The following is a 12,312-nucleotide window of genomic DNA, read 5'->3' as shown; positions in this document are numbered from 1 at the left end:
CCAGCAGACCTACAACCGGAGCTGGATCGTCGAGCGGCACGGCTACCGGACACCCGCCCAGGTTCGAGCCGGCCAGCTTGGTCAGATGCACATGGCCGCGTGAGCGCACATCGGTGTCTCATCATTGTGGACCGGTACAGGTTTCGTCAGGCGGCCAGGTGGCGCAGCCGGGCTGTGCTCTTCAGGATCGCGAGGCACGCCGACGCCACCTCCCTGCCCTTCACGTCGAAATGCTCAGTGAAGAAGCTGCGGTGGGTGTCGTGCTCGTGGAACTGCTGGGGGGTCAGGACCGCGGAGAGGACCGGCACCTCGGTCTCGAGCTGGACCTGCATCAGGCCGGAGATGACAGCCTGGGCCACGAACTCGTGTCGGTAGATCCCGCCGTCCACGACGAGGCCGGCGCCGACGATGGCGGCATAGCGGCCGGACTTGGCGAGCAGCTTGGCGTGGAGCGGGATCTCGAAGGCGCCGGGCACTTCATGAAGGTCGATCTGCTCGCGGTCGATACCGCCCTCGGCCATGGCCTCGATGAAGGCATCGCGGCTGCGGTCGACGATGTCCTTATGCCAGCAGGACTGGACGAAGGCGATACGGGAGGGAAACTGATCCACGTTGGCTTCCTTGGGCTGCCGGAACCTGAATCAGGGCATGACGCGTCCGCCGCCTCCCCGTCCGGCATGGACGAGGGCAGCGACGACCGATCTCTTTCCTCCGGACTGTCACCGTCGGCTTCGGAATCGCACCGAATCTGCTGACCCCTCCGCCAGCAGGCGAAGGGCGCTCGCGGGCTGCCGCACCTGCGTGCGTTCACCGCCGGTGGGGACTTGCACCCCGCCCTGAGATCATCGCCCGCCGCTGCCGACGGGCGCGCGAGCAAGTAGGGGCAGGAGACGGGCGACGCAAGCGGCGGCGATCGCTCAGCGTTCCGCGAAGGCGAGCCTGGCACCCAGCGCCGCGAACGCGCCGGCAAAGGTGCGGCGCATCGAGGTGAGCACGCGCGGGCGGGAGATCACGTGGTTGCGGATCCCCGCCGCGAACAGGCCGTAGCCGACGAACACGACGAAGGTCAGCAGCATGAAGACGAGGCTGAGTTCCAGCATGCGGCCGAGCGGGTGCGGGTCGGCGGCGCTCACGAACTGCGGGAGGAAGGCCAGGAAGAAGATCGACAGCTTGGGGTTGAGGATGTTGACCAGGATGGCGGCGACGATCACCTGGCGGGCCGAACGGGGGCTCATGTCCTTGTCGACCCGAAGGGCGCCCTGCTCCTTCAGCGTCGTCCACGCCATGTAGAGCAGATAGGCCACGCCCAGATATTTCAGCGTCTGGAAGGCTATGGCACTGGTATGCAGCAGGGCGGCCAACCCCATGACTGCGGCCGCCATGTGCGGGACGATGCCGAGCGTGCAGCCGAACGCGGCGACCATGCTGGCACGCGCCCCGCGCGACAGGCCGGCGGCCAGGGTCAGCAGCACGCCGGTGCCGGGCGAGGCCACGACGATCAGCGATGTGAGCAGGAAGTCGATGCTCATCGCATGTCTCCTCGATCAGGGAATCACATCAGCCGGGGTGCTGCGGCGCCATCCGCGATGAGCGGGTAGCGTGCACGCGCGTCGAACAGCTGATAGTGCCACCATTCGTTGCGGTAGAAGTCGAAGCCGGCCGCGGTCATCAGTCCCAGCAGGAGGAGCCGGTTGCGCTGGGCGTCCACCGATACCGCGGTATCACCATGGTGCGAGCGGGGCGTGAAGGCGTCGAAGTCGGTGCCCATGTCGAGTTCCTCACCTTGCCCGTCGAGCAGGGTCAGGTCGACGGCGACGCCACGGCCGTGTGGAGAGCCTCGCCAGGGCACGGCGATGAACTCGGGGTCGGGCGTGTGGTGCCAGAGCTTCCACTGGGCTTCGGGCGGCCGGTAAAGGTCGAGCAGCTTGAGGCGCAGGCCCAGGGGGCGGGCCAGGGCGATGGCGCGGGCCAGCGCATCGGCCGCATGGCGATGCAGGAACGGCAGGGCGCGCGCATAGACCGGCTCGCCGGTGAAGTTGCGCTCGGTGGCGTAGCGGAGGTCGATGGCGACGTCGAACTCGGGGCGGTCGATCGGAACGAGCGGCATGGTGTGCCCAGGGAGTGACAAGCAGCGGCCGTACCATGGCGCCACCGCATCATCGCGTCGAGAAGCGCCTTGAAGTTGTCATGCCTGCCGTCGTAGCGGCACGGCCGAGTATTGGCGCAAAGGAACGATCGGGTGGCGGACGGGCAGGCAGTCGAGACGGTCGTGTTCGACCTGGGCGGGGTCCTGATCGACTGGAACCCGCGCTACCTCTACCGCACCATGTTCGACGATCCGGCGGTGATGGAGCATTTCCTGACCGAGGTCGCCACCGGGCACTGGAACGAGAAGTTCGACGCCGGCCGGACGATGGACGAGGGCATCGCCGAGTTGCTCGCGGTCCATCCGCACCTGGAGGTGCCGCTGAAAGCCTGGAAGGACCGCTGGATCGAGATGATCAAGGGGCCGATCCCCGGCACGGTCACGATCCTGGAAGAACTCGCAGCCAACGGCACCCATCTGGTGGCGCTCACCAACTGGTCGATCGAGACCTTCCCACTCGTGCACAAGGACGAGGCCGGCTACCCGTTCTTCCGGCACTTCGACAATGTCTATGTCTCGGGCGAGCTGAAGCTGATCAAGCCGGACCCCCGCATCTTCGCCCATGTCGAGCAGGACCTGGGCAAGTCGGGCGACCGGCTCCTGTTCATCGACGACAATGCGGCGAACATCGCCGCGGCTGAAGCGCGTGGCTGGCGTGCCCACCGCTTCACCGATGCCGACAGCCTGCGGGCCTGCCTGGAGAAGCTGGACCTCCTGGACCGGGCGGCCTGACGTGAAGAGGGCGCTGCGCGCAGCGGCAGGCGCCCTTCTCATCCTCCTCCTCGCGATTGTCGGCGCCATCGTCCTGATCGGTGCCGGCTCGCTGCCGCGCACGACAGGCGGCTACGAGCTGGACGGGCTGGACGGGCCCGTCGAGATCGAGCGGGACGTCCACGGCGTGCCGCACATCCGGGCCGCCAGCGAGCGGGACGCCTACCGGGCGCTGGGCTTCGTCCAGGCCCAGGACCGGCTCTGGCAGATGGAGTTCCAGCGCCGGGTCGGCCAGGGAAGGCTGGCCGAGCTGGTCGGCAGCCCCGGCCTGCCGGCCGACCGCTACCTGCGCACGCTCGGGCTCTACAATGCCGCGCAGGCCTCGCTCGAAAGCCTTGATCCCTCGTCCAGGGCGCTGCTGGACGCCTACGTGCAGGGCATCAACGACTGGATCGAGCATCGCGACCGGCTGCTGCCGCCGGAGTTCTGGATCTTCTGGCACAGCCCGGAGCCCTGGAAGCCTGCGGACAGCGCGGTCTGGATCAAGATGATGGCGCTGAACCTGGACGGCGACATGGACGGCGAGCTGCAGCGCCTGGCACTGCGCGCCCGGCTGACACCGCAGCAGATCGCCGACCTTTGGCCCGGGATGGACGCGCCGCGGGACCAGTCGGCCCAAGCTCCGGCCGGCTGGGCGGAACGGCTGCGGGCGAGCCTGCCCGACCTGCCCTCATCCGGCATCGGCTCGAACGCGTTCGCGGTGGGCGCGTCCCGCAGCGCCAGCGACGGGGCGCTGCTGGCCGGCGACCCTCACCTGCAGCTGCGCACGCCGGGCGTGTGGTACCTGGTCGACATGACGGCGCCGGGGCTGCGGGTGACGGGCGCCACCATGCCGGGCATGCCGTTCGTGGTGATCGGGCGGACACCGACCCTGGCCTGGAGCCTGACCACGACCCATGCGGACGTCCAGGACCTGTTCGTGGAGACGGTCGACCCCGCGGACGGCGAGCGCTACCTGGCACCGGGCGGTTCCCTGCCGTTCGCCCGGCGCGAGGAGCGGATCCTGGTGAAGGGCGGGGCCAGCGAGACGCTGCGGCTGCGTGCGACGCGGCATGGACCGGTCATTTCCGAGCTGCCGGGCAGGAACGGCGAGCCGGCAAGGCCGGTGAGCCTGGCCTGGACGGTGCTGGATCCCGCCGACAGCACGATCCGTGCAGGCTTCGGGCTGCCGCATGCGGGCGATCTCAACGGGCTGCGGGCGACCCTGGCCGATTACCGCAACCCGGTGCAGAACTTCATCGCCGCCGACAGCCATGGCCGGGTCGGCCTGATCGTGGCGGGTGCGGTGCCGGTGCGGCGCGGCGGCAACGGCACGATGCCGGCGGATGGCGCCAGCGGCCGGTTCGACTGGACCGGAACGGTGCCGGCCGACGAATTGCCGACCCTGCTCGATCCCCCGGGCGGCACGGTAGCCAACGGCAACAACCGGGTGACCGAGCCCGGCTATCCCCACCTGATCGCCGCCTACTGGCCCTCGGATTGGCGGCGGGCGCGCATCGACGCGCTGCTTTCGGCCGAGGAGCGGCTGGACCCAGCCGACCTCGTCCGCATCCAGCGCGATCTCCGCTCCGGATTCGCGGTGGACATGCTGCCCACCTTACTTGCCGCGCAAAGCAACGACCCGGCGACGGTGGCGATGCGCGATGCCATGCGCGGCTGGGACGGCACGATGGCGGGCGACCGCTGGGAGGCCGGGCTGTTCCTGGCCTGGGCGGAGCGGCTGTCCCGGATGATCCGCGAGGACGAGTTGGGTCCGCTGGCATCGGGGCTGCGCGGCTTGCGCGGCAACTTCCTGGCCCATGTGCTGCAGAACCGGCCGGCCTGGTGCGACGATGTCCGGACCGAGCCGGTCGAGACCTGTGCGATGCTGGCGGGCCGGGCCCTGCAGCAGGCGCAAGCGGCGCTCGTCGCCGCGACCGGGCCGGATCGGGGCCGCTGGACCCTGCGCCACCTGCAGACCGCGGCCATGCCGCATGCGACGCTCGGGCAGGTGCCGGTGCTGGGCGCCCTGTTCGGCAACCAAGCGCCCAAGGCCGGCGATCCCGACACGGTGGACGTCGCCTGGGCGACGACGGACGACGCCCTGGTCCGGCGGACCGTGACCATCGCGGCCAGCCTGCGGATCGTCGCCGACCTTGCCGAGCCCGAGGGCATCCGGATCGTCACCGCGAGCGGCCAGAGCGGTCATCCCTGGTCGCGATGGTTCGCGGACGGCGTGGCACGCTGGACCATCGACCGGCGAATCGTGCTTCCGGCGGCACAGCGCCCCGACCGGATGTCCCTCGTGCCCGCCCGAGATGGCTGAGCAGAAGCGTCGCAGGACCCATGGGCGCAACGTTGGCCGGCCCCCGGATGGTGATCGTTTTCAACAACTAATGCGTTAGATAGTTTTGCTCTAGCGTCACATGGGGTTATTCCCCTAGTGGAACCACGGGTGGACCGGATGGCCGCGATGAGACGGGACAGCTTCGGGACAAGGCTTCGGGCGTTGCGGACGGCCAAGGGCTGGTCCCAGGTGGAGCTGGCGCGCCTGATCCACCGGCACTCCACGGCAATCGGACCCTATGAACGGGACGAGTATGCGCCGCCGCGCGAGGTGGTGGATCGCATCGCGGATCTCCTGGACACGACGCCGGAATATCTATGGTTCGGCCGCAGCCCAAAGCGGCCGGGCCTGACAGTGTCCGGGCGGATCGGCGCGGGTGGCTGCGCCTTGTCGCTGGAGTCGCCGATCCCGCCACTGGCCGTGCGGGTCGACCGCATGCGCGCCTGGCAGGTCGAGGATGACGCCAACGCGCCGATGTTCCGCCAGGGCCAGCTCGTTCTGACGGCGGCCGACCCTGTCGAGCCCGCCGAAACCGTGGGGCGGTTCGCCATCGTGAGACTGCCGGATGACCGGGAACTGCTGCGCCGGGTCCTGCCCGGGCCGAAGAGCGGCATGTTCCTGGTCTGCCTTGCCGGCGGCGAAGGAACGATGGTGGTCGAGATCACGGATGCGCGACCGGTGCTCGGGGTGCTGGAGGCCGCGGCGGCGAGCCAGGAAAGCCAAGCCGACGAGTGAGAGATATGCTATTATGGTTGATGAGGAAATGTCGAAGTGCTGGCATCCAGCAAATTAGCTGGTATTTTAGCGAAATCGATCGAGACGCGAGACCGGACGGGTTCCGAAGCGGCCTCGAATCCCGTTGGAGATTTCCGCTCATGAATCAGGTGGCCACTGCGAAGGTCGTCAGCCGCGGGACCGGAGGCCGGTCGAGGGCGCTGGATGTCGACCACTACGTCTCCATGCGCATTCGCCAGCGCCGGATCATGCTCGGCCTCACCCAGCAGCAGATGGCGGAGCTGATCGGCGTCACCTACCAGCAGGCCCACAAGTACGAGACTGGCATCAACCGCATCTCGGCCGGCCGCCTGTTCCAGATCGCCCAGGCCCTGGGCGTCGAGATCAGCTACTTCTTCGAGGACGTCGAGCCTGACAAGAACGCGAAGCCGAAGGACAAGGAGCTGATGCCCCAGCAGCGCATGCTCCTGGAACTGGCGCGGAACTTCTCCGCGATCGGCAGCCGCAAGCACCAGGACGCGCTCTGCAACCTGGCCCGCGTGCTGGCAGGCACCGAGCGCGAGGAAGCCTGAGCCGGCCCATCCGCCCGGGTCGACGAGGATTGGACGCGCCAGAACCGGATGCCTCGTCCCCTGCTAACGAGCTTCGGCCGCCATGCGGAGGATCCGCCTGGTCTCCTCCCACGCAACTGCGGCGACGGCATCGTCGAGCGTGAACCATGCCGCCTCGGCGGCATCGTCGCCGGCAACCACCCGGTCGTGGTCCGCCTCGGCGACGAAATCGATCAAGGTGTAGTGCCAGACCACCCGCTCGCCCGGGTCGCGCTCGATCAGGTCCACCACCGTCAGCAGGCGGCAGGACGACAGGGTCAGCCCGCTCTCCTCGAGAACCTCGCGACGGGCGGCCTCCTCGACGGTTTCGCCAAGATGCTGCCGCCCGCCCGGCAGGCTCCACTGCCCGACCCGCGGCGGCTTGATGCGGCGGATCAGCAGGAACTTGTCATCCCGTCGCACGACCACACCTACCCCGACGATGGGATGGGGTGGATAGTCGCGCTTATCGGTCACCGCATGCTCCATGATGTGCCGGACCGCCATCCGTGGCAGGATTACGCCCTGTTTGCATTGACTTGACCCACTCCGTCCTCTTCTTCTGGACCGCGTTGTGCCGTGCGTCGGACGGAGACGCCACGATCGGGAGAGTGATGTTCGGCCGCAATCAGCCCGACCATCTTCCTAGTTGCCAGCCGGACGATCCGTGATGGCGAAGATAGTGGTCATCGATGACCGGGTCACCAACCGCAACATCCTGAGCAGGCTCGCCCAGTCGGTGGAAGAGGGGCTGGTGGTCCAGGCCTATGGGTCACCGACCGAGGCGCTGGCGGCGATCACCGCCACCGAGGCGCCGGACCTCGTGGTCACCGACTTCAACATGCCCGGCATGAACGGTGCCGAACTGATCCGAGAGCTCCGCACGACCGCCGGCTGCGAACTCATCCCGATCATCGTGGTCACCGTCTACGAGGACCGCGACTACTGCTATCAGGCGCTGGAGTCCGGAGCGACGGACTTCCTGCTCAGCCCGGTCGACCACCTGGAGTTCCGTGCCCGGGTCAAGAACCTCCTGACCATGCGCCGCCAGCAGCGCCTCCTCAGCGAGCGGGCTGCCGATCTCGAGCAGAGGCTGGGCACCAAGGGCGCCGGCGCGGCGCTCTCGATCGATCCGGCGGCCCTGTGCGGCCGGCTGGAGCTGCCGGCCTTCGTGACCGACCAGAACGCGCGCCTGGTGGCCGCCAACGCCGCCTGGGCCAGGGCCGCCGGCTGCGCGACCCTGCCGATGCCGGGCGACCAGGGCCGCCAGCCTGGCCTCGACGCGCTGCTCGGCGCCGGCTTCCTGCTGCGCTACCGGCTGCAGACCGACAAGATCTTCGAGACCGGCGAGGCGTCCGGGCAGCCGCGGGTCGAGCTGATCGGCCAGGGACAGCAGGAGCGGCGCGTCCTCCTGGTCCACGCGCCGTTGACCGACGCGGCCGGTCAGGTAAGCCACGTCCTCACCCTGTGGCACGAGGGCGACGAGCTGCTGCGGAGCATGGCCGACACCATGCCCGCGATGCGCTCGGATGCGCTGACCGGGCTGCCCTCCGGCCAGTCCCTGCTGGAGCGCATCGCCCAGGACATCGCCAGGACCGAGGCCGATCAGGAGCTGCTGGCGCTGGTCCATATCGACATCGACCGCTTCAAGAGCTTCAACAATGCCTATGGGGACGCGTTCGGCAGCGCCCTGCTGAAGGCGCTGGCCGGCCGGCTGCGCGGGCGGGTCAAGGCAGGCGAGACGCTGGGCCGGCTGCGCTCGGACGAGTTCCTGATCGCGCATCCGGGCCTGCGTCGCGCCGACGAGGCCGCCGAGCTCTGCCGGCGTCTGAACGAGACATTCGCCGAGCCGTTCCAGATCGGCGACCGCGAGATCAATGTGAGTGCCTCGATGGGTGTCACCATCTGGCCGGACGATGCCCGGCAGCTGGACCATCTGCTGCGCAATGCCGAACTCGCCATGCATCGCGCCAAGCAGTCCGGCCGGGACACGTGGCGGTTCTTCGCCGAGGAGATGAACGTCACCGCCAAGCGGACCATCCAGCTGGAGCGCGAGCTTCGCCAGGCGCTGACCACGCGGCAGTTCACTGTCCACTATCAGCCGCAGATGGAACTGGGCTCGGGCCGGATCATCGGCGTGGAGGCGCTGGTGCGCTGGAACCATCCGAGCCGCGGCATGGTGCGCCCCGGAGAGTTCCTGCAGGTCGCCGAGGACATCGGCCTGATCGCGCCCTTGTCCAACTGGGTCCTGCAACAGGCATGCCGGCAGCTGCGCCTTTGGCAGGAGCAGGGCATCGAGGGGATCACGATGTCGGTGAACATCGGCCCCGGCCAGTTCCGCGAGAAGGGGGTGGAGCGCCAGATCGAGCAGCTCCTGGCCGAGACCGGGATCGACCCGTGCTGGATCGACATCGAGCTTACCGAGAACGCCCTGTTCGAGAACACCGCGCAGGCCATGGAAACGCTGCGCTTTCTGGCCGGCCTTGGCGTTTCCCTGTCGCTCGACGATTTCGGCACTGGCTACTCCTCCTTGGCCTATTTGCAGCGCCTGCCCGTGCATCGCCTCAAGATCGACCGGCAGTTCGTGCACGACATCGAGACGAACGAGCAGTCGCGCCAGATCGTCCACATGGTCGTGGAGCTGGCGCGCAGCCTGGGCCTCACCGTGCTGGCTGAAGGCGTCGAGACGCCCGGCCAGCGCCTGATTCTGGAGCGCGGCGGCTGCGACCAGATCCAGGGCCACCTGGTCGGCTTCCCAATGCCGCCCGAGGAAGTCGAGGCGCTGCTCCGCGCCGTGCCGGCGAGCGTCGCGCCATGACGGCACCCTTGCCCGGCGATGACCCGCAGCTGACGGCCAGAGCCGATATGCCGCCGCAGGAGAAGGACGGGTGGCGCGCCAGGCTGCGCCGCCGGCTGGCCGGGCGGCCGGACAGCGAGCACGAGCAGGCCCTGATCCGTATCGGGTTCGCCGTCGCGATCGGTGTCTACATCCTGGCCGCCGCCAGCGGTTCCGGCACCTTCTTCTGGGGCGGGCTCGGCATCAGCGCTGCGGCCTTGGTGCTCTCAACCGCCCTGTTCGTCCACATCCTGGTTTGGCCAGGCATCAGCCCGGCCAGGCGGATCGCGGGCATGCTGATCGATACGGTCGGCCTGTGCGGGGTGATGCTGGTGGGCGGCATGAGTGCCGCTCCCTTCTACCCGATCCTGCTCTGGATCATCCTCGGCCACGGTTTCCGGTTCGGACGGACCTACCTGTTCGCCGCGGCCGGGACGGCGCTCCTTCTGTTCAGCGGGGTCGTCCTGCTCAATGCCGAGTGGCGGCAGGTGCCGGCCCTGGACGTGGCGCTGATCCTGGCGCTGATCGTGCTGCCCGCCTACGTCTCCACCCTGCTGCGCAAGCTCGAGCAGGCCATCCACCGGGCGGAGGAAGCCAACCAGGCCAAGAGCCGGTTCCTCGCGGTGATAAGCCATGAGTTCCGCACGCCGCTCAACGCGGTGATCGGCCTGTCCGACCTTTTGCGCCGCGACGAGCCTGACGAGGACCGTCGCGAGATGCTGGGCACGGTGCGGACCGCGGCGGGCACGATCCTGGGCCTAGTCGACGCCGTGCTGGATGCGGCCAAGATCGAGGCCGGCAGGTTCACGGTGATCACGCAGCCGTTCGACCTGGACGGCCTGTTGGGGATCCTTCGCGGGATGCTGGAACAGCAGGCCCAGGCGCGTGGCCTCCGGCTCCGGCTGGTGCTCGACCCAGGGGTACCGTCGGCCCTGGTGGGCGACCAAGCTGCCCTCCAGCAGGTGCTGACCAACCTCGTCGCCAACGCCCTGAAGTTCACCGAGCGGGGCGAGGTCGTCCTGCGGGTCCAGATGGCCGGCCGAGGCCAGGAGGTCCTGTTTGCCGTGTCCGATACCGGCATCGGCATCCCGCTCGACCGCCAGCAGCGGATCTTCGAGAGCTTCACGCAGGCCGATGACGGCACCGACCGCGACTATGGCGGCACGGGGCTGGGCCTGACCATTGCCAAGGAGTTGGTGGAGCTGATGGGCGGCCGCCTGGCACTGCAGAGCGAGCCCGGCCGCGGCACTACCTTCAGCTTCACGCTGCTGCTGCCCGCCGCCGACCTGGACGACTTGCCGGTGCTGCCGAGCCATGGCTTGGTGGTGGTCCTGGGCCGTGGCCAGCTGGCCGTCCGGGCGCAGGAAATCCTGGAACGGGCAGGGTTTGGCGCCCAGCGGGCCGGCAGCCTTGAGGATGTGGCCACGAAGCTGCACCGCCGCCATGGCCGGCGCCTCCTCGTGATGGCAGACCCCGCCACCTCGTCGAGTGCCGCCGAGCTGATCGGGATCGTTCTGCACAAGGTCGAGGGCAGCGTCGACATCGTCACGATCGGCAGCACGGAACCGCCGTCGCTCGCCATGGCCGGGCTGTCGCCGGCGACGCTGGAGCGGGACCTGCCGCGCCTGGCGCGGGCTTCGCTGGCACCGCACGAGGCGCCCAGGCTGGCGGCGAGCCAGGATGCCGTGACCGCCGCGCATCCCGGCCGGATCCTCGTGGCCGAGGACAACCTCACCAACCAGCAGGTCGTCCGGCGGATCCTGGAGAGCGCCGGCCACCAAGTCGTCATCGTCGGTTCGGGCCAGGATGCCGTGGAGCGGATCGCCGACGAGCCGTTCGATCTTGTGCTCATGGACCTGAACATGCCGCGCATGGGCGGCATCGAGGCGCTGAAGCTGATGCGTTTCACGGAGGACGACCTGCCACCGGTGGTGGCGCTGACCGCCGATGCCACGCAGGCCACGATCGACGCCTGCCGCGCCGTGGGCTTCACCGACTATGCGATGAAGCCGATCGATGCGCCCGTGCTGCTGGGCCTGATGGACCGCCTGATCGAGGCGCGCGTCCGAGCCGGCGTGCCGGCCGCCGCTGCGGCCGCCCGCGAGCCTGCACCAGTCTTGCCGCCCGTCCCGGCCCCGCCATCGCCGCCACTCCCGGCAGCCCCGCCACCGGAAGAGGCGCGCCGTCGCCCGGTCCTGACGCTTGCCGCCAGCGCCGAGCCGCGGCCGGTCCTCGACCGCCGCAAGCTGGACGGGCTGGCGAAGCTCGACCAGGGCGACGGCTTCATCGAGGAGGTGATCGACACGTTCCTGGTCGAGGCCGGCGAACTGGTGGAGGCCATGGCACAGGCCGTCGAGAAGCGCGATCTGGCCGCGCTGCACGATCACGCCCATGCCTTGCGCAGCAGTGCTGCCCATCTCGGTGCAACGGCGCTGTTCGATGTGCTGCTGGGCTGGCGGGGTCTCGATGACGGGAGCCTGCAGGTGCGTGGTCCTGCCGAGGTGCAACGCCTGCGCCTCGAGCTGGATCGTGTCGCAGCCGGGCTGTCGGCCTGGCGTGTCGAGCGCGAACGGAGCAGGCGATCCGGGCACCGCTAGAACCTATTGGCTCCTGATCATCCCTCCGATCGATGGCCTGGGCAGCGGTCGGGAAAGTCGATGACGGGTGTGCTGACCCATGGCAACGGGGGATGCTGGCACTGCCGCCTACAAGCGGGCGGCGGAGCCCGGATGTCCTACGGGGTGAGGTATGTGGCCGATCTCGTGGTGCTAGAGCAGTTTCGGTTCACTCGAACTCATAACCGGCGTTGGCGAGATAGTTCTGGCATTCGGCTGGGCTGAAGGGGTCGGGTGTCTGGCCGATGGTACTCCATAAGGTTTCACGGGTACGGGCGGCTGCTTTGCGGAGC

Annotated in this window: 10 protein-coding genes and 1 riboswitch; of the genes, 6 read left to right on the top strand and 4 right to left on the bottom strand. The window is 68.8% G+C overall.

Annotation, left to right across the window (positions count from 1 at the left end; all coding sequences use genetic code 11):
- Positions 1 to 146: 146 nt before the first annotated feature.
- The 3 genes from VHL31_RS02970 to ddpX all read right to left on the bottom strand — a co-directional run bounded on the left by VHL31_RS02970 (position 147) and on the right by ddpX (position 2,107).
- Entirely contained in the window at positions 147 to 611 is a 465-nt protein-coding gene (locus VHL31_RS02970; protein WP_329659716.1) for a 6,7-dimethyl-8-ribityllumazine synthase, read from the bottom strand.
- A gap of 84 nt (positions 612 to 695) precedes the next feature.
- A riboswitch (FMN riboswitch) is annotated at positions 696 to 848 on the bottom strand.
- A 69-nt stretch (positions 849 to 917) separates the two neighbouring features.
- On the bottom strand, positions 918 to 1,529 hold the full coding sequence (locus tag VHL31_RS02965) for a LysE family translocator (RefSeq protein ID WP_329659715.1): 612 nt from the start codon (positions 1,527 to 1,529) through the stop codon (positions 918 to 920).
- 23 nt (positions 1,530 to 1,552) lie between these two features.
- The gene (gene ddpX / locus VHL31_RS02960) at positions 1,553 to 2,107 is read right to left on the bottom strand and encodes a D-alanyl-D-alanine dipeptidase (protein ID WP_329659714.1); all 555 of its coding nucleotides are present in this window, start codon (positions 2,105 to 2,107) and stop codon (positions 1,553 to 1,555) included.
- Positions 2,108 to 2,239: 132 nt separating this feature from the next.
- Between ddpX and VHL31_RS02955 the strand changes: the two genes are divergently transcribed.
- The 4 genes from VHL31_RS02955 (at position 2,240) to VHL31_RS02940 (ending at position 6,550) form a co-directional block, all read left to right on the top strand.
- On the top strand, positions 2,240 to 2,878 hold the full coding sequence (locus VHL31_RS02955; RefSeq protein ID WP_329659713.1) for an HAD-IA family hydrolase: 639 nt from the start codon (positions 2,240 to 2,242) through the stop codon (positions 2,876 to 2,878).
- Between the two features lies 1 nt (position 2,879).
- Complete coding sequence (locus VHL31_RS02950; RefSeq protein WP_329659712.1) at positions 2,880 to 5,222, top strand: penicillin acylase family protein; 2,343 nt, start codon at positions 2,880 to 2,882, stop codon at positions 5,220 to 5,222.
- A gap of 147 nt (positions 5,223 to 5,369) precedes the next feature.
- Complete coding sequence (locus VHL31_RS02945) at positions 5,370 to 5,978, top strand: helix-turn-helix transcriptional regulator (RefSeq protein WP_329659711.1); 609 nt, start codon at positions 5,370 to 5,372, stop codon at positions 5,976 to 5,978.
- 140 nt (positions 5,979 to 6,118) lie between these two features.
- Positions 6,119 to 6,550: a helix-turn-helix transcriptional regulator gene (locus tag VHL31_RS02940; protein ID WP_329659710.1), complete on the top strand. Its 432-nt coding sequence runs from the start codon at positions 6,119 to 6,121 to the stop codon at positions 6,548 to 6,550.
- A 63-nt stretch (positions 6,551 to 6,613) separates the two neighbouring features.
- On the opposite strand, the gene VHL31_RS02935 is transcribed toward VHL31_RS02940, so the two are convergent.
- Positions 6,614 to 7,045, bottom strand: coding sequence for an NUDIX hydrolase (locus VHL31_RS02935; protein WP_329659709.1), 432 nt, complete (start codon positions 7,043 to 7,045; stop codon positions 6,614 to 6,616).
- Between the two features lie 193 nt (positions 7,046 to 7,238).
- Between VHL31_RS02935 and VHL31_RS02930 the strand changes: the two genes are divergently transcribed.
- Positions 7,239 to 9,386 carry a two-component system response regulator gene (locus VHL31_RS02930; RefSeq protein ID WP_329659708.1) on the top strand — a complete coding sequence of 716 codons (2,148 nt, stop codon included), beginning with the start codon at positions 7,239 to 7,241 and terminating at the stop codon, positions 9,384 to 9,386.
- Complete coding sequence (locus VHL31_RS02925) at positions 9,383 to 12,001, top strand: hybrid sensor histidine kinase/response regulator (RefSeq protein WP_329659707.1); 2,619 nt, start codon at positions 9,383 to 9,385, stop codon at positions 11,999 to 12,001. Before VHL31_RS02930 ends, VHL31_RS02925 begins: the two co-directional genes overlap by 4 nt.
- Positions 12,002 to 12,312: the final 311 nt, after the last annotated feature.

The sequence above is a fragment of the Geminicoccus sp. genome, from assembly GCF_036263595.1.
GTDB lineage: Bacteria > Pseudomonadota > Alphaproteobacteria > Geminicoccales > Geminicoccaceae > Geminicoccus.
This window is presented reverse-complemented; position numbering and strand designations above follow the sequence as displayed.